General features: G+C 72.9%; 17 protein-coding genes and 1 pseudogene. 7 read left to right on the plus strand and 11 right to left on the minus strand.

Annotation, left to right across the window (positions count from 1 at the left end):
- Positions 1-143: 143 nt before the first annotated feature.
- On the minus strand, positions 144-626 hold the full coding sequence (locus IE263_RS09765; RefSeq protein WP_189934468.1) for an ATP-binding protein: 483 nt from the start codon (positions 624-626) through the stop codon (positions 144-146).
- Positions 627-962: 336 nt separating this feature from the next.
- Positions 963-1,340 (minus strand): STAS domain-containing protein, encoded by a 378-nt coding sequence (locus tag IE263_RS09770; RefSeq protein WP_189934470.1) that lies wholly within the window; start codon positions 1,338-1,340, stop codon positions 963-965.
- A 236-nt stretch (positions 1,341-1,576) separates the two neighbouring features.
- Between IE263_RS09770 and IE263_RS09775 the strand changes: the two genes are divergently transcribed.
- Positions 1,577-2,494, plus strand: coding sequence for an RNA polymerase sigma factor SigF (locus IE263_RS09775; protein WP_189934472.1), 918 nt, complete (start codon positions 1,577-1,579; stop codon positions 2,492-2,494).
- 499 nt (positions 2,495-2,993) lie between these two features.
- Here the strand turns inward: IE263_RS09775 and hutI are convergent, their stop codons facing one another.
- Genes hutI through hutU form a run of 4 tightly spaced genes read right to left on the minus strand, consistent with a single transcriptional unit; the run spans position 2,994 to position 8,669 of the window.
- Complete coding sequence (gene hutI / locus IE263_RS09780) at positions 2,994-4,181, minus strand: imidazolonepropionase (protein WP_189934474.1); 1,188 nt, start codon at positions 4,179-4,181, stop codon at positions 2,994-2,996.
- Between the two features lie 38 nt (positions 4,182-4,219).
- Positions 4,220-5,593 (minus strand): formimidoylglutamate deiminase, encoded by a 1,374-nt coding sequence (locus IE263_RS09785; RefSeq protein ID WP_189934476.1) that lies wholly within the window; start codon positions 5,591-5,593, stop codon positions 4,220-4,222.
- Complete coding sequence (locus tag IE263_RS09790) at positions 5,590-7,008, minus strand: allantoate amidohydrolase (protein ID WP_373311929.1); 1,419 nt, start codon at positions 7,006-7,008, stop codon at positions 5,590-5,592. The genes IE263_RS09785 and IE263_RS09790 overlap by 4 nt, the downstream gene beginning before the upstream one ends.
- Positions 7,005-8,669, minus strand: coding sequence for a urocanate hydratase (hutU, locus tag IE263_RS09795; RefSeq protein WP_189934480.1), 1,665 nt, complete (start codon positions 8,667-8,669; stop codon positions 7,005-7,007). The genes IE263_RS09790 and hutU overlap by 4 nt, the downstream gene beginning before the upstream one ends.
- 442 nt (positions 8,670-9,111) lie before the next feature.
- Here hutU and IE263_RS09800 point away from each other — a divergent pair, with 442 nt between their 5' ends.
- From IE263_RS09800 to IE263_RS09815, 4 genes are read left to right on the plus strand one after another with little or no spacing between them, the layout of a single operon-like run.
- On the plus strand, positions 9,112-9,519 hold the full coding sequence (locus tag IE263_RS09800) for a hypothetical protein (protein ID WP_189934481.1): 408 nt from the start codon (positions 9,112-9,114) through the stop codon (positions 9,517-9,519).
- Positions 9,516-10,340 (plus strand): transcriptional regulator, encoded by an 825-nt coding sequence (locus tag IE263_RS09805; RefSeq protein ID WP_189934483.1) that lies wholly within the window; start codon positions 9,516-9,518, stop codon positions 10,338-10,340. Before IE263_RS09800 ends, IE263_RS09805 begins: the two co-directional genes overlap by 4 nt.
- 34 nt (positions 10,341-10,374) lie before the next feature.
- Complete coding sequence (locus IE263_RS09810; protein ID WP_189934485.1) at positions 10,375-10,881, plus strand: roadblock/LC7 domain-containing protein; 507 nt, start codon at positions 10,375-10,377, stop codon at positions 10,879-10,881.
- Between the two features lie 19 nt (positions 10,882-10,900).
- Positions 10,901-11,275 carry a roadblock/LC7 domain-containing protein gene (locus IE263_RS09815; protein ID WP_189934487.1) on the plus strand — a complete coding sequence of 125 codons (375 nt, stop codon included), beginning with the start codon at positions 10,901-10,903 and terminating at the stop codon, positions 11,273-11,275.
- A gap of 119 nt (positions 11,276-11,394) precedes the next feature.
- On the opposite strand, the gene IE263_RS09820 is transcribed toward IE263_RS09815, so the two are convergent.
- The 3 genes and pseudogenes from IE263_RS09820 to IE263_RS09830 form a co-directional block, all read right to left on the minus strand.
- Positions 11,395-11,988 (minus strand): hypothetical protein, encoded by a 594-nt coding sequence (locus IE263_RS09820; protein WP_189934489.1) that lies wholly within the window; start codon positions 11,986-11,988, stop codon positions 11,395-11,397.
- Between the two features lie 116 nt (positions 11,989-12,104).
- Positions 12,105-12,977, minus strand: coding sequence for a MurR/RpiR family transcriptional regulator (locus IE263_RS09825; RefSeq protein WP_189934491.1), 873 nt, complete (start codon positions 12,975-12,977; stop codon positions 12,105-12,107).
- Positions 12,974-13,147: pseudogene (locus tag IE263_RS09830) on the minus strand (histidine ammonia-lyase); the annotation flags it as partial. The gene IE263_RS09825 and the pseudogene IE263_RS09830, both read right to left, overlap by 4 nt.
- Before the next feature lie 232 nt (positions 13,148-13,379).
- On the opposite strand from IE263_RS09830, the gene IE263_RS09835 reads away from it, so the two are divergent.
- Positions 13,380-13,808, plus strand: a complete 429-nt coding sequence (locus IE263_RS09835) for a hypothetical protein (protein ID WP_189935318.1) — start codon at positions 13,380-13,382, stop codon at positions 13,806-13,808.
- A 9-nt stretch (positions 13,809-13,817) separates the two neighbouring features.
- Here IE263_RS09835 and IE263_RS09840 read toward each other — a convergent pair whose 3' ends face one another.
- On the minus strand, positions 13,818-14,579 hold the full coding sequence (locus IE263_RS09840; RefSeq protein ID WP_189934493.1) for an SDR family oxidoreductase: 762 nt from the start codon (positions 14,577-14,579) through the stop codon (positions 13,818-13,820).
- Between the two features lie 145 nt (positions 14,580-14,724).
- Between IE263_RS09840 and IE263_RS09845 the strand changes: the two genes are divergently transcribed.
- A complete protein-coding gene (locus tag IE263_RS09845) occupies positions 14,725-15,594 on the plus strand; it encodes a helix-turn-helix transcriptional regulator (protein ID WP_189934495.1) in 870 nt (289 codons plus the stop codon).
- Here IE263_RS09845 and IE263_RS09850 read toward each other — a convergent pair.
- Entirely contained in the window at positions 15,562-15,984 is a 423-nt protein-coding gene (locus tag IE263_RS09850; protein WP_189934497.1) for a DUF6924 domain-containing protein, read from the minus strand. The two genes, IE263_RS09845 and IE263_RS09850, sit on opposite strands and share 33 nt — an antisense overlap.
- Between the last annotated feature and the right edge of the window lie 228 nt (positions 15,985-16,212).

Below are 16,212 nucleotides of genomic sequence, written 5' to 3' on the forward strand. Positions count from 1 at the left end.
GCGCGGGCGGGGGAAGGGCGGGGTCCGGCAGGCGCGGGGTCCGGCAGGCGCGGGGTCCGGCAGGCGCGGGGTCCGAGAGGGAGGAAGTCAGGCCGGGCCGGGCCGGGCCGGGCCGGGACCGATGCGGCGGAAACGATCCCGCGTTACGCCGGAGCGCCCAGCTCCGCCCACACCGTCTTGCCGGAGACGCCCGGTGTCCGTACCACACCCCAGTCCAGGCAGAGCCGCTGCACGATGAACATGCCGTGGCCGCCGGGGCGGCCCGCGCGGTGGGGGGTGCGGGGGGCCGGCTGGCCGGTGCCGCGGTCGGAGACCTCGACGCGGATGACCTTCTTGTCGCAGCCGAGGAGGAGCTGATCGGGACCCTCGGCATGCAGGCAGGCGTTGGTGACCAGTTCGGAGACGACGAGCAGCACGTCCTCGGCGGCGGCCCGCTGGTCGGCGGTGGCGGCGGGCAGCCAGCCCCACGCGTACAGCGCCTGGCGGGCGAAGTCGCGGGCGAGCGGAACGACCCCGCTCTCGCCGTCGAAGCTCAGCCTGCGGACCTGACGACCCGCCGACGCCCCGGAAGCGCCGCTGGGCTCCGGGCCGCGGTCGCCCGGCGAGTAAGGCCGGGTGGTGCTCATCAGCGCTTCACCTCACCGATTCACCAGTCATGATTCACACGATTCGAGATTTCAAGAGTGCACGAGACTTCAGGGGTACAGGAGCCAGTACACACGGTTCCCGGCCGTCGCACGGTCGGTCCGCTCATCCCGCCCCCTCCTCAACGTGCTGTGCCGCCGACATGTTCAGGATGTTCTCCTGCCCGACGGAACCGGCGGAACACCCCCTGTTCGCCCGTATGTGACCCGTCCTGCGCGCCCGGCCGCCCGTCCGGCGGAGCCGTGACGTGTGGGACCGGGCCGGTCGCGCGGGGTCGGCAGGGGCTCCCGGGGCGGGCCGCCGGGCGGTGCGCGGGGTCAGCCGTCCCCGTCGGCGAGGGCCGCCTCGACCGTGTCGTGCACGGTGAAGACGGCGTCCGCGCCGGTGATCTCGAAGACCCGCGCCACCACGGGCAGCATGCCCGCCAGGTGCACTCCGCCCCCGGCCGCCTCCGCCTTCAGGCGGGCGCCGAGCAGGACGTTGAGCCCTGTCGAGTCGCAGAACTCCAGCCGGGAGCAGTCGACGACGAGCCGGCTCAGTCCCTTGGCGAGGCAGTCCTCGAGTGGCTCACGCAACAGATCGGCCGTGTGGTGATCCAACTCACCGGCCGGGGTCACGACGGCACTGGAGCCCTCTTGCCGCACCTCCACCAGAAGCCGGCCAGACTGTGCGCTGCCGACCGTCCCGCGGTCCATGCCGTGTCTCTCCCGAGGTCGTGACTGCTTGCTGACGCCCTCGAACACTACGCCTTCGATACGCACTCCAACAGCCGAACAATCACCCACAAACGGACATAACCCAACAAAATGCACTTGCGATCGGCTGAGTAAAGCGGGTAGGGCTAGAGGAACACGTACCCGACACGGCCGGCTTTGGAGGCGCCGCACACCGTAGTGCACGCACTGGCTTCGGCAGCCATATGCCGAGAACGATGGAGGACATCATGTCATCCCGGCTCGACGCACCGCATACCCACAGGGCGACGTCGACACCCCCTCCGGAAGAACTGAATCCCCTCGCACAGGGCATCGAGCCCACCGGCGCACTCGCCGGGCTCCCGGAGATCCCCCCGTACGACGAGGTCGGACCCGTCGATGCACGGGCCCTGTCCAAGACCCTCTTCGAGCGGCTGGAGTCGCTGGAGGAAGGCACGTACGAGTACTCGTACGTGCGCAACACCCTCGTCGAACTGAACCTGGCGCTGGTCAAGTTCGCCGCCTCCCGCTTCCGCTCCCGCAGCGAGCCCATGGAGGACATCATCCAGGTCGGGACGATCGGCCTCATCAAGGCGATCGACCGGTTCGAGCTCAGCCGGGGTGTGGAGTTCCCCACCTTCGCGATGCCAACCATCGTCGGCGAGATCAAACGTTTCTTCCGCGACACGTCATGGTCCGTGCGCGTCCCGCGCCGGCTCCAGGAGCTGCGGCTCGACTTGGCCAAGGCGGGTGACGAACTGGCCCAGAAGCTCGACCGCGCCCCCACCGTGGCCGAGTTGGCGGAACGTCTCGGCCTCTCCAACGACGAGGTCATCGAGGGCATGGCCGCCTCGAACGCGTACACCGCCTCCTCGCTGGACGCCCAGCCGGAGGAGGACGACTCCGAGGGCGCCCTCGCCGACCGCATCGGCTACGAGGACCACGGGCTCGAAGGCATCGAGTACGTCGAGTCGTTGAAGCCGCTGATCGCCGAACTCCCGCCCCGGGACCGGCAGATCCTCTCGCTGCGCTTCGTCGCCGGCATGACCCAGTCGGAGATCGGCGAGGAACTGGGCATCTCCCAGATGCACGTCTCGCGCCTGCTGACCCGCACCCTGGTGCGGCTGCGCAAGGGCCTGACGCTGGAGGAGTGAGGGCACCTCCGCCCGAAGAGCCAGTGCGGCCCGCGCCCGGATGAGCACCGCAGAGTGCCCACCGGGCGCGGGCTTGACCTGTCGGGCCCCCTCGGCCCCGTCTCGAGCGCGAGTCCGCCGACGGACGCCCGGGCCACCGGCCCTCGCCCCCCGTTCGGCCCTGTTCCGCGGGCTCGGCCCATCGGGCCCGTCAGCCCACCGTCTCGGACACGGGCCCGCCGACGGACCCCCGAGCCGTCGGCCCCCACCCCCGGTCACCCGACCAGCCCCACTCCGCGGGCCTGGCCCATCGGACCCGTCAACCCACCGTCTCGGACACGGACCCGCCGACCGACGCCCGGGCCGTCGGCCCCTCGACCCCGATCGCGGGACTGCCCTTGGGACGAGGAGGGCGGGCTGTCCATGGAGCCGTTGGACGGGCGTACGGGCAGCGGTGGCCGGCGAAGGCGTGAAGCCCCCTGCGAGGCGCCTCAGCGCCGTTCAGCCCCGCACTCGCGCCTCAGACCACCCGGACGCCCCTGCGCCACACCTCCGACACCAGCGGTACGCCCGGCCGGTAGGCCAGGTGGACGTGGCTCGGGGCGTCCAGGACGGCCAGGTCGGCGTATGCGCCGGGGGCGAGGCGGCCGATGTCGGTGCGGCGCAGGGCTGCCGCGCCGCCCGCCGTGGCCGACCAGACGGCCTCGTCGGGGGTCATGCGCATGTCCCGCACGGCGAGCGCGATGCAGAACGGCACGGACGAGGTGAACGACGAGCCCGGGTTGCAGTCCGTGGACAGGGCGACGGTGACGCCCGCGTCGAGGAGACGGCGGGCGTCCGGCCACTCGGCGCGGGTGGAGAACTCGGCGCCGGGGAGCAGCGTGGCGACCGTGGAGCCGTGCGCGAGGGCGTCCACGTCGGCGTCGGTGAGGTGGGTGCAGTGGTCGGCGCTGGCGGCGTCCAGTTCGACCGCCAGCTGCACGCCGGGGCCGTGGGAGAGTTGGTTGGCGTGGATGCGGGGGTGCAGGCCCTTCGCCCGGCCGGCGGTGAGGATCGCACGGGCCTGGTCGCCGTCGAAGGCGCCCTTCTCGCAGAAGACGTCGATCCAGCGGGCGTGCGGGGCGCAGGCGTCGAGCATCTCGCCGGTGACCAGGGCGACGTAGGCCGCCGGGTCGTCGGCGTAGTCGGGGGGGACGATGTGGGCGCCGAGGTAGGTGACCTCGTCGGTGTGGGCGGCGGCGATCCGCAGGGCGCGGGACTCGTCGGCGACCGTCAGGCCGTAGCCGGACTTCGTCTCGAAGGTGGTGGTGCCCTGGCGGAGGGCCTCGGTGAGGTAACGGGTGAGGTTCGCCTCCAGTTCCTCGTCGCTCGCGGCCCGGGTGGCGGCGACCGTCGTACGGATGCCGCCCGCCGTGTAACCGCGCCCCGACATACGGGCGTTGAACTCCTCCGTCCGGTCGCCCGCGAAGACGAGGTGGGAGTGGGAGTCGACGAATCCCGGAATCACCGCCCGGCCGCCGGCGTCGACCCGATTGTCAGTGGCGGGTGCTTTGCTTGATTCACCGGTCCACGCGACGCGGTCGCCGTCGATGACGACGGCCGCGTCCTGGACCAGACCGAGGGGGGAGCCGTCACCGAGGGAGGGATCGTTGGTGACCAGCGTGGCGATGTTGGTGATGACGGTGGTCGTGCCGGTGGTGCTGCTCATCGTGTCCTCGTGGGCGTGGGCGTGGGCTTCGGTGGAGGTCAGGCGCGCAGGGCTTCCACGGCCCGCGCGAGGGCCCGCGGCACATCCGGTACGAGCGTGTGGGCCCCGTCGCGTACGACGTGCCGGCCCGCGACGACCGTATGCCGTACGTCCGCTGCCGTCGCCGCGAATACGGCCGTCTCGGCGCCCAGCCGGGGCAGCGGGCCCGCTGTCCTGACCGAGTCGAGCGCGACCGTCGTGAAGTCGGCGACGGCGCCGGTCTCCAGGGTGCCCGCGTCGTCCCGGCCGAGCGCCGCGTGACCGTCGGCGGAGGCGGCCCGCAGCAGGGCGGCGGCCGTCCAGTGGCCTCGGGTGCGGGTGCGCAGGCGCTCGTTCAGCTCCATCGCGCGGGCCTCTTCGAGGAGGTCGATCACGGCGTGGCTGTCGGAGCCGAGGGAGAGCGGTGAGCCGGCCTGCTGGAGGGCGACGGCCGGTCCGATGCCGTCGGCGAGGTCCCGTTCCGTCGTCGGGCACATGCAGGTGCCGGTGCCGGAGCGGCCGATGAGGGCGATGTCCTCGTCGGTGAGGTGCGTGCTGTGCACGCCGGTGGTGCGCCGGCCGAGGACGCCGTGCTCGGCGAGGAGCTGTGTCGGCGTGCAGCCGTGGGCCGCTCGGCAGGCGTCGTTCTCGGCGGTCTGCTCGGACAGGTGCACATGCAGCGGCGCCCCGCGCTCCTGAGCCCACCGCGCCACGGTCGCCAACTGCTCGGCGGGCACGGCCCGTACGGAGTGGACGGCCGCACCGATCCGTGCGTGATCCCGTTCCTTGAGAAGTGAACAGCGTTCGGCCCAGGCGTCCGCGCTGCCGTCGGAGAAGCGGAGCTGGTGGGGGTCGGGCGGCTGTCCGAAGCCGGAGGACAGGTAGGCGGTGTCGAGGAGGGTGATGCGGATACCGGCTTCGGCGGCGGCCTCGATCAGGGCCTCGCCCATCGCGTTGGGGTCGGCGTAGGGGGTGCCGCCGGGGGCGTGGTGCACGTAGTGGAACTCACCGACGGCGGTGATGCCGGCCAGCGCCATCTCGGCGTACACCGCGCGCGCGAGGGCGTGGTACGTGTCGGGGGTCAGCCGGTCCGCGAAGGAGTACATGATCTCGCGCCAGGTCCAGAAGGTGCCGGACCCGACCTGGACGGTGCCGCGCAGGGCGCGGTGGAAGGCGTGGCTGTGGGCGTTGGCCAGGCCGGGGAGGGTGAGGCCGCGGAGGATCTCGGCGCCCGGGGGCGGGGAGTCGACGCCCGTACGGACGGCGGTGATACGGCCGTCCGAGCCCGCGGCGGAGCCGCTGATGGTCACGGTCAGGGCGACGCCCGGCTCGACGTGGGTGTCGAGCCAGGCGTGCTCCAGCCAGTACGTCCGTGTCCGCTGCGTGGGGGTCACGTGCAGGCCAGCCCTTCCAGTACGTCGGCGAGTGCGCGCACCCCGGCCACGCAGTCGTCCTCGGCGGCGTACTCGGCCGGGGAGTGCGAGACGCCCGTGGGGTTGCGCACGAACAGCATGGCGGTCGGGATGCTCCCGGAGAGGATGCCGGCGTCGTGTCCGGCACCGGTGCCCAGGACCGGGACCTCGAGGCCGGTGTCCTTGCCGAGGATGCGGGCGAGTTCGTCGCGCAGGGCGTGGTCGAACTCGACGACGGGCGTGAAGGACTCGCGGACGACGTCCAGGTCGACGCCGTGGGTCGCGGCGTACTCGCGGGCCGCCTTCTCGACGCCGTCGACCACTTGGTCGAGGCTCGCCTGGTCGGCGGCGCGGGAGTCGAGCCAGCCGCGCACCAGGGAGGGGATGGCGTTGACGCCGTTCGGCTCGACGGCGATCTTCCCGAAGGTGGCGACGGCACCGGCGAGTTGCGCCTCGCGGCGGGCGGCGAGAACCGTCTCGGCGTACGGCAGCATCGGGTCCCGCCGGTCCACCAGCCGGGTGGTGCCGGCGTGGTTGGCCTCGCCCCGGAAGTCGAACCGCCAGCGTCCGTGCGGCCAGATGGCACTGGCGATGCCCACCTGGTCGCCGCTGAGGTCGAGGGCCCGCCCCTGCTCGACGTGCAGTTCGACGAAGGCGCCGATGCGGGCGAGCCGCTCCGGGTCCGGGCCGATGGCTTCCGGGTCGTACCCGGCGGCCTCCATGGCCCGGGGCAGCGTGATGCCGTTCCCGTCGGTCAGCCGGTGCGCCTGCTCGAGGGTGAGCTGCCCGGCGGTGAGCCGCGATCCGACACAGGCCAGCCCGAACCGGGCCCCCTCCTCGTCCCCGAAGTTGACGACGGCCAGCGGCTTGGCGAACTCCACTCCCCTCCCGCGGAGTTCGTCGAGCGCGGCGAAGGAGGACACGACCCCGAGGGGCCCGTCGAAGGCGCCGCCGTCGGGTACGGAGTCGAGATGAGACCCGGTGACGACGGCGTCCCCGGCGGCCGGATCCCCGAGCCAGGCCCACTGGTTGCCGTTCCGGTCGACCTCGTAGGCCAACCCCCGAGCCTCGGCCTGCGTCCTGAACCACGCCCGGCACTCGGCATCGGCTCCGGTCCAGGCGAACCGGCGGTAGCCGTGGGAGTCGGGATGCCGCCCGATGGGCCGCAGCTCGCGCCACATCGAGTGAAAGGAACTGCCGCCAGGCTGTGAGGCAGGGCGGTCTGAGGCCGCAGTCGGTCCGGGCTGCCGGGCAGAGTCGTCCGAGGCTGCAGTCTGTCCGGGCTGTGGGCAGTCGTCCCGCAGGGCGGAACGGGTGGGCACAGCCGAACCCGCGCCCGGCGACGAGACCTCAGCCCCCACCGGAGAGTTGCCGCGCCCGCCCTGATACTCCGTCACGCGTCGTCACCCTCGCGCATGGGCACCCGCACGCCCCGCTCGTCGGCGACCGACTCCGCGATGTCGTACCCGGCGTCGACATGCCGGATGACGCCCATGCCGGGGTCGTTGCTCAGCACGCGCCGGATCTTCTCGCCGCCCAGCTTCGTGCCGTCGGCGACGGTCACCTGGCCGGCGTGGATGGACCGGCCCATGCCGACGCCGCCGCCGTGGTGGATGGACACCCAGGAGGCACCCGAAGCCACGTTGACCATGGCGTTCAGCAGCGGCCAGTCGGCGATCGCGTCGGAGCCGTCGAGCATGGCCTCGGTCTCGCGGTAGGGGGAGGCGACGGAGCCGCAGTCGAGGTGGTCCCGCCCGATGGCCAGGGGAGCGGCCAGCTCACCGCTCGCGACCATGTCGTTGAACCGCTCACCGGCCTTGTCGCGCTCGCCGTAGCCGAGCCAGCAGATACGGGCGGGCAGCCCCTGGAAGTGGACCCGCTCCCCCGCCATCCTGATCCAGCGGGCGAGGGATTCGTTCTCGGGGAACAGCTCCAGGATCGCCTTGTCGGTCTTCGCGATGTCGGCGGGGTCGCCCGACAGGGCCGCCCACCGGAAGGGGCCCTTGCCCTCGCAGAACAGCGGACGGATGTAGGCGGGGACGAAGCCGGGGAAGGCGAAGGCCCGGTCGTAGCCGGCGAGTTGTGCCTCGCCGCGGATCGAGTTGCCGTAGTCGAAGACCTCCGCACCGGCGTCCATGAAGCCGACCATCGCCTCGACGTGCCGGGCCATGGACTCACGGGCACGAGTGGTGAAGCCGGCCGGGTCCTTGGCGGCGTAGGAGGCCATGTCGTCGAACTCCACACCCAGCGGCAGGTACGCCAGGGGGTCGTGGGCCGAGGTCTGGTCGGTGACGATGTCGATGGGCGCGCCCATGGCGAGGAGCCGCGGGACGAGGTCGGCGGCGTTGCCGAGGACGCCGATGGAGAGCGGCTTGCGCTGGTCACGGGCCTCGACCGCCAGCTGCAGGGCGTGCTCGAGGCTGTCGGCCTTCACGTCCAGGTACCGGTGCTCGATGCGGCGCTCGATGGCGCGGGGATCGCAGTCGATGCAGAGGGCGACGCCGTCGTTCATGGTCACGGCGAGCGGCTGGGCGCCGCCCATGCCGCCGAGGCCGGCGGTGAGGGTGATCGTCCCGGCGAGGGTGCCACCGAACTTCTTCGCGGCGACGGCGGCGAAGGTCTCGTAGGTGCCCTGGAGGATGCCCTGGGTGCCGATGTAGATCCAGGAGCCGGCCGTCATCTGGCCGTACATGGTCAGCCCCAGGTGTTCCAGCCGGCGGAACTCCTCCCAGTTGGCCCAGTCGCCGACGAGGTTGGAGTTGGCGATCAGGACGCGCGGGGCCCACTCGTGGGTCTGCATGACGCCGACGGGGCGGCCGGACTGGACGAGCATGGTCTCGTCCTGCTTCAGCGTCCGCAGGGTGCGGACCATCGCGTCGAAGGAGCGCCAGTCACGCGCCGCCTTCCCGGTCCCGCCGTAGACGACGAGCTTGTCGGGGTGTTCGGCCACCTCGGGGTCGAGGTTGTTCTGCAGCATCCGCAGGGCGGCTTCCTGCTGCCATCCGAGGGCGCTCAGTTCCGTACCACGCGGCGCTCGTACGGCGCGGGGTCCTGACATGGTCTGCCTCCTTGCGGCTGGGGTGCTCCCGGCGGACTGTTGCAGTTGTTATTCACATCCTGACTTCATGAATAGGGCTAGTCAATACGGCGGGGCGCGACACCGGCGGCAACAACCACGGCAACGGCGAGGGCAACGGCGACGCGGGCGACGGCGCGCACGGCGGCACACGTGAAGCGTGAACGGCGACAGACGCGAAGGAGGCAGCCGGATCCCGATGGGGGGCACACGCCGCCACCCCTCACCACCCCGTCCCCACCCTCGCGCCCTTGACCCGCGCCCGCCGACCTGGTGTTGAACAGTCGGGAAAACAGGGACAGTTGACCCACCTTAGTCATCCCGCGCATGTTCCGCTGGAAAATGCCAGAACCATCACCCGTCGCGCACACGTTGCGTAGCCTCTCCCTCACTCAGCCGAACCGCAGGCGGGAGGGGAGCCACGGTGCCCGGAATCGATGAGTGCCTACTGGAGGCCATGCGGCTGCCCGGGGCCCGGGGAGCCGCGCTGGTCGACTGGACCAGCGGGCTGGCCCTGGGCACGGTCGGGGAGTTCCCGGGCGGCGACCACGAGGCCGCGGCCGCCGAGGCCGCGGAGGTCGCGCGGCTCACGGCCGAGCAGCGGGCGTTCACGCCCGGCGACCACGACGACGGCAGCGGGGAGGAGGCCGCCGACCCACCAGTCGAGGACCTGATCATCAGCAACCGGGACAGCTACCACGTCCTGCGGTTCGTGCCGACGTCCTTCGACAGCAGTGTGTTCCTGCACGTGTGGCTGGCCCGGTCGGACGGCAATCTCGCGCTGGCCCGGATCCGGCTGGGCGAGATGGCCGGACGGCTGGTGCTGGGATGACCGTCGTGGGGACGACCCCGCCGCCCCGGCTGCCGGTGCGGGACAAGGCGGCGGGCCGACACCGCGCGGGTGGCGAGGTGTCGCCGATGCTGACGCGGCTCGCGGCCGAGCGGGCCACCGGAGTCCTGGAACGGGAGCGCGGCACGCTCTACCTCACCGAGGGCCGGGTGGCGCACGCCGAGAGCCCGCTCGCCCCCGGTCTCGACGTACTCCTGCTGACGCACGGCACGCTCGACGCCGGTGCCTGGCGGGAGGCCGTCGAGCAGGCCGACGAGGAGCACGGCGCCGCCCGTCTGCTGCTCGGGGCCGGCCGTATCGGGCAGGGCGCGCTGGAGGTGTGCCACCTGGGGGCGTTGTACGACGCCGCGTACTTCGCCCTCGCCCCCAGCAGCACGCCGGGCCGGTTCCGGTACGGCACCGGGCACCCATTCGGGGCGCTGCGGCCGGTCGCGGTCGACGCGCTGGAGCGCGAGACGCTGCGCCGCCGTGCGCTGCTGCACCGCCTGTGGCCGGATCCGCTGCCGGACACCGCGCCGCTGCTGCGGGCCGAGCCGGTGGCGGCGCCGGGGCTCACCGCCCGGCAGCGCGCGGTGCTCGCACGGGTGGACGGGGTGCGCACCGCGTCGGACATCGCCCGGGCGCTGGGCCGGCACGCCTTCGCCACGCTGGTGGACGTCCGCCGGCTGGCGGCGGCAGGCCTGCTGACCGCGCAGTTCCCGCCGCCCGTCCCGCAGCCTCCGCCGGGGCTGACCCTGCCCCGTGTCAACGACCCCGACATCACCTTGCTGAAGAGGCTCAGGGATGCGCTGGAGGCCCTTTGAACGGCAGCGACCGCGTGCCGAGAGGAGAGCGCTGATGGCCGCCCAGCCCGAGATACGCGCCGAGCTGCTGCGGCTGCGGGCCCGGGTGCCCCAGCTGACCGGAGCGCTCGCGGCGGGCGTGGACGGCCTCGTCCTCGCCCACGACACACCCGGTGTGGAGCCGGAGGGCGTGGCCGCGCTCACCGCCACCGCCCTCGCCGTGTCCGTACGGATGGCGGACACCACCGGCCAGGGCGACTTCCGCGAGCTGCTCGTGCGCGGGGTGTACGGCTACGTCGCCACGTACGCGGCCGGGGAGAGCGCCGTGCTCACGGTGCTCGCGCAGGACCGCGTCAACGTCGGCCGGCTGCACCTGGAGGGCCGGCGGGCCGGGGCCCGCATCGGGGAGCTCGCCGACGCGGCGGCGGCCCTCCCGGCCACCCCGGCCAAAGCCCCGGCGAAGGCCCCCGCCGACACCGCCACCGCACGGACCAGAAGTGCGCGCACCCCGCGCACCCCACGCACCACGACAACCAACGCCCCTACCACCACCGAGAGTTGAAGGAACCGAGGAACCAGTCATGGCCAACACCGAAACCGCACTCAAAGAAGCGCTCGCCTCCATCGAGGGCGCCACCGGCGTCGCGCTCGTCGACTACACCAGCGGCATGGCGCTGGGCACGATGGGCGGCGGCAAGAGCTTCGACCTCAACGTCGCCGCCGCCGGCAACACCGACGTGGTGCGCGCCAAGATGCGCACCATGGAGCACCTCGGGCTCAAGGCACAGATCGAGGACATCCTGATCACGCTGTCCGACCAGTACCACCTGATCCGTCTCATCAGCGGCCGCGGCGGCAACGGGCTCTTCCTCTACCTGGTGCTCGACGCCAAGCGGGCCAATCTGGCGATGGCCCGCCACCAGCTGAAGAAGATCGAGGAGGACCTGGAGGTCTGAACCGCCGGGGGTTCCGACCCCCAGGCCTCCAAGCCCGCAGGACGGAACCGTCCGCGGAACCGAACCGGCGCAGGACCGGACCGAACCGTCCGCAGAACCGAACCGTCCGCAGAACCGAGCTAGACGAGTGCCGCGGTGCGGCGGCGCGCTCCACCCGGGGCCGCGTCGCCCGCCGCGATACCCGTGCTGCGGTAGGCCTTGACCGCCTTGCCGGCCGGACGGCCGCCGTTCCCGGCGAGCCAGTCGACCCGCACCCACAGCAGCGCGTCCTCGGCCCGCTCCAGCCGCCCCAGCCAGGCCGCCTTCAGCCGCAGCCCGGTCCCGCACCCGGCGAGCAGCATGCCGCCCGCGGCGGGCACGGCGAACGCGCTCCCCAGCGCGGCGGCGAAGGCCAGCAGCAGCCACCAGCGGTGGCCGCGGCGCCAGGTCCGGACGGTCACCCCGCGGTCCTGGAGCACGTCGTACTTGCTCGCCCTGGCGGCCGCGCGCGCGAGGGTGGCGTACCGCCCGCGGCGCAGCAGCGCCACCACCGCCGCCGCCACGATGAACAGTGCGGCTCCCGCCATCACACCGATGCGCCGGCCCGTCAGTCCGGGAACCAGTACGCCGACGCCCGCCGCGAACACCCCGAGCCACCACATCGGCGCGGCTCCGGCCCTTACGACCACGGCCACCCGAGCCAGACCTTGAGCTCTGCGATCCCCGCGTGCCACGTTCCGCCTCCTCGTCGACTCGACAACACACGCAGTTGCTGGTCGAGCAGATTAGCGAGCGACCGTGAGACCAGTCTGAGAACGGCGCGGAGCGCGAGAACGAGGCACCGGGGCCGTCACTCCACGAACAGCCCCCGCGCCGCCGCCTTCGCGTCGAACTCCTCCAGCCGCGCCTGCGCGTCCGGCAGGTCGTCGCACATCGCCTCCAGCAGCACCCGCCCGAGCAGCATCGGCGCGCACGCGGTGTCGAAGGCGAGCCCGGTGCCGACGGCGGCCGGCAGCAGCAGGTCGGACACCTTGGCGACCGGCGCGAACGCCGAGTCGGCGACCGTCACCACGGTCAGCCCGGCCTCCTTGGCGTAGGTGAGGGCGTCGACGACCTCGCGCGGGTGGCGGGGCAGCGCGAAGCACAGCAGGGCGGAGGCGCCGGCGCGTACGGCCGCGTCGACGCGGTCGTGGAGCATCGAGCCGCCCTCGTGCAGCAGCCGCACGTCCGGATGGACCTTGGCGGCGAAGTACGCGAAGCCGTACGCCTGGGCGGCGGCGGCCCGCAGACCGAGCACGGGCAGCGGCCGTGAAGCCGCGAGCAGCCGCCCGGCCCGCTGCACCGGCCGTGGGTCGGCGAGCAGCTCCGCCAGATGCCTCAGGTTCTCGATCTCGGCCTCGACGGCCTGCTGGTACTCGTTGTACGAGGCCGAGTCGGCGGCCTGCTCGACGGGCGCGACCTCGCGCAGGTGCTTGCGCAGGGCGGGGTAGCCGTCGAAGCCGAGGGCGACGGCGAACCGGGTGACGGAGGGCTGGCTGACCCCCGCCAGTTCGGCCAGCTCGACGCTGGAGAGGAACGGCACGTCGGCGGCGCGCCGCACCATGCTGTGCGCGATGCGCCGCTGGGTCGGCGTCAGCCGGTGCCCCTCGAAGAGCGCCTGCAGCCGTGTGGCGGGGCTGTCCGTCACGCCCGTGCCCGCGCCCGTGTCCCTGTCCGCGCTCATGCCTCGCTCCCCCTCCAGAGGTCCGTGCACCGGGCCGGCCGCCGGGCCGCCGGAAGTCCCGGGCCGGGCCGGACGCCGCGCCGGCGCAACGCCCGTACGGCGGCGACGAGTTCGCAGCCGACGACGAGACGGTACGCGCCGCGCGCCCGCGGCGTCTGCCGGGCGGCGAGCGGCACGTCCACGACCCGCGACGACGTCAAGCCCCGACTCCCTCGATCCGGACACCGACCCGTCGACAATCCATTCACTCACCCAGAACTCTGCATGACGTCATACAGCAGGGACAAGGGGGATCGCCCAGGTGCCACCGGGCGAACCCCAGCCCGGACAGGGGGGCTAACCCCAGTGCCGACGCCGCGACCGCTCCCTACCGTGGAAGCCATGACGGGACGGGAGACCACCATGGACGCGCGGGACGCCGAGCTGAAGAAGGAACTCAACGCCACCCTGCGAGCCCGCAGGGAGCTGGGTGAGGAGTACGAGTCCGCGCTGGTGGACTCGTTCCTGGAGAAGGTCGACCAGCGCATCGACGGCGCGGTCGAGCGCCGGGTGCGCCGCCAGTTCGCGGAGCAGCAGATGGTCGTGGCCCGGGACGCCCGCTCGCCCCGGGCGACGGACTCCTGGGGCGAGCGCTTCGGCTTCGGCATCGTCTCGCTGGTGCTGGCGGTGCCGCTGTCGGCGATCGGCGTGGGCGCCGCGAACCTGCCCGGTCTGATCGTCTCCTGGGTGGGCATCGTCGGCGTCAACGCGGTCCAGGCCGCCCGCACCAACCCGGGCCTGTTCGGCGGGCGGCGCCGCAGGTCCTCCCAGGGCGGGGACTGGGAGGACTGACCGGCGGGGTCAGGCCTGGCGGGTCGGCAGCACCATGATCTGGCGCAGGTTGACGTGCCGGGGCCGGCTGGTGACATAGGCGACGACATCGGCGATCTCCTCCGCCGCCAGTCCGCCGACGGCCTCCAACAGACCGTCCAGCTGCGCCGACAGCTCGGCACTGGCGACATGGGTCGCCAGCTCGGTCTCGGTCAGCCCCGGCTCGATGTTGGTGACCCGCACGTCCCGCGGCCCGAACTCGGCGCGCAGCGCCTGGGAGAGGTAGGTGACGGCGGCCTTGGTGGCGCCGTAGACCGCGTAATGGGGGAACACGAGGTGCGCGGCCACGGACGACACGTTCACCAGGTCCGCGGTGCCCCCCTCGGCGGCGGTGTCGACCAGGTCGGCGGTGAAGGCGCGGATCACCCGCAGCACACCGGTGACATTGGTGTCGAGCATGCGCTGCCACTCGTCGGCCCGGCCGTCCTCGACCGGGTGCGGCAGCATGACGCCGGCGTTGTTCACGACCAGGTCGACCCGCCCGTACGCCTCCCTCACGCGCGCGGCGGCCGCGGTCACGGACGCGTCGTCGGTGACGTCGGCGACCACGGCGAGGGCCTCGCCCCCGTCCGCGCGGATCTTCCCGGCGAGCGCCTCCAGCCGCTCCCCGCGCCGCGCCACCAGCGCGACCCGCGCGCCCCGGGCGGCGAGCAGAACGGCGGTGGCCTCACCGATGCCGCTGGCGGCACCGGTGACGACAGCGGTACGGCCGGCCAGGTTCTCGTACGACATGAGGTGCTCCTCGGCTGCGGGCCGGGGCGTCTCCCCGGCGGCACACACCACCCTCGCCGCCCGCACCGGCCCCACCCAGGGATGCGTTTTTCCTGGGTCTGCCAGTACCAGGTTCGCCGGCCGCCGCTCCCCTACGATCGAACCCATGGACGGGGACCTCGGAGACTTCCTTCGCTCACGCCGCGCCCGCATCCGGCCCGAGGAGGTCGGCCTGCCCTCGCACGGCCGCCGCCGCGTGCCCGGCCTGCGCCGCGAGGAGGTGGCGCAGCTGGCCGGGGTGAGCGTCGACTACTACGTCCGCCTGGAACAGGGCCGCGGCCCCGGGGGCCCCTCCCGGACGAAGACCGGGGGAGTCTCGGACGCCGTCCTGGACGCGCTCGCCCGCGTCCTGCGCCTGGACGAGACCGAGCACGCCTACCTGCGCGCGGTGGCCCGCCCCCGCAGACAGCCCGGCCGGCCGCCCGCACCCCGCGTCCGCCCCGGCGTCCAGCTCCTGCTGGACAGCATGGACCGCACCCCGGCGTTCGTCCTGGACCGCCGTATGGACGTCCTGGCCTGGAACGCGCTCGGCAACGCGCTCTTCGGCTACGACGGGACACCGCCCGAGGCCCGCAACGTCCCCCGCCGGATCTTCCTCGACCCGGCCGCCCGCACCCTCTACCCGGAGTGGCACGCGGTCGCCGTGCAGTCCGTCGCCTACCTGCGGATGCTGGCCGGCCACCACCAGGACGACCGCGGGCTCACCTCACTCGTCGGCGAGCTCTCCCTGAAGAGCGAGGACTTCCGCCGCCTGTGGGCCGACCACCCGGTCGCCGAGTGCGCGTACGGCGTGAAGCGCGTCCAGCACCCGGTGGCGGGCCTGCTGACCCTCCCCTACGAGACCCTGGCGATCTCGGCGAGCACGGACCAGACGCTGCTGGTCTACACGCCGGAACCCGGGTCGGAGACGGAGGAGAGGCTCGCGCTGCTGGGGAGTTGGACGTCAGCCGTCCCCGAAGCCACGGAACGTGCCTGAGGCGTCGGCGCAGTCGGCGAAGTCCTCGAAGTCCATGTTGGCGATGGACAGGTTCGCGGATATGTCCGGGAACCAGGCCGGCGGCACCCGGAAGGTCCGTCCGGGCTCGTCGTAGAGGTCGAGGGCCAGCAGGCGGTGCTGCGGGTCGGCCAGGGCGGTGGCGTCGGCGAGGAACAGGTGCGTGAGTTGTTCGTCCTCGTCGGCCGCGTTGTCCTCGTGCAGGAGCTCCGGGATGCCCACGCCGGCGAACCGCGGGTCGCTGACCCAGGTGGCGTGCGGTCCGCCGTCGAGGGCGTGGACCGCGGCACGCAGGGCGTCCCAGGCCGCGTCGTCACCGAAGTCGGTACGCAGCACGAGCGAGGTCAGGTCATCGGGTTGCGGCAGGGCCATACGGCGATGGTCGCATCCGGCACTGACATCCGGCCCCGGCACCGGCATCCGGCACCGGCATCCGGCCCTGAAGGAGCCGCCGGAAAAGACTTGCGCGGGGACCGCCGCACCCCCGTTGCCGGGGGGCGGGACGACGGCGGTCCCCGCGAGGGACGCGGGCCGGGTCAGGCCGGGCTTGCGCGTCCGTGGCGTCTGTGGAGGTCCGGGAGCCGCTCCGGAGGTCCGTGA

The organism is Streptomyces aurantiogriseus (genome assembly GCF_014649375.1).
Lineage (GTDB): Bacteria > Actinomycetota > Actinomycetes > Streptomycetales > Streptomycetaceae > Streptomyces > Streptomyces aurantiogriseus.

Coding starts and splice junctions, on each gene's coding strand:
- IE263_RS09835 (WP_189935318.1), top strand. CDS start 13,380: ATGGACGCGCGGGACGCCGAGCTGAAGAAGGAACTCAACGCCACCCTG.
- IE263_RS09770 (WP_189934470.1), bottom strand. CDS start 1,340: ATGGACCGCGGGACGGTCGGCAGCGCACAGTCTGGCCGGCTTCTGGTG.
- IE263_RS09825 (WP_189934491.1), bottom strand. CDS start 12,977: ATGAGCGCGGACAGGGACACGGGCGCGGGCACGGGCGTGACGGACAGC.
- IE263_RS09765 (WP_189934468.1), bottom strand. CDS start 626: ATGAGCACCACCCGGCCTTACTCGCCGGGCGACCGCGGCCCGGAGCCC.
- hutU (WP_189934480.1), bottom strand. CDS start 8,669: ATGTCAGGACCCCGCGCCGTACGAGCGCCGCGTGGTACGGAACTGAGC.
- IE263_RS09815 (WP_189934487.1), top strand. CDS start 10,901: ATGGCCAACACCGAAACCGCACTCAAAGAAGCGCTCGCCTCCATCGAG.
- IE263_RS09775 (WP_189934472.1), top strand. CDS start 1,577: ATGGAGGACATCATGTCATCCCGGCTCGACGCACCGCATACCCACAGG.
- IE263_RS09840 (WP_189934493.1), bottom strand. CDS start 14,579: ATGTCGTACGAGAACCTGGCCGGCCGTACCGCTGTCGTCACCGGTGCC.
- IE263_RS09850 (WP_189934497.1), bottom strand. CDS start 15,984: ATGGCCCTGCCGCAACCCGATGACCTGACCTCGCTCGTGCTGCGTACC.
- IE263_RS09805 (WP_189934483.1), top strand. CDS start 9,516: ATGACCGTCGTGGGGACGACCCCGCCGCCCCGGCTGCCGGTGCGGGAC.
- hutI (WP_189934474.1), bottom strand. CDS start 4,181: ATGAGCAGCACCACCGGCACGACCACCGTCATCACCAACATCGCCACG.
- IE263_RS09810 (WP_189934485.1), top strand. CDS start 10,375: ATGGCCGCCCAGCCCGAGATACGCGCCGAGCTGCTGCGGCTGCGGGCC.
- IE263_RS09845 (WP_189934495.1), top strand. CDS start 14,725: ATGGACGGGGACCTCGGAGACTTCCTTCGCTCACGCCGCGCCCGCATC.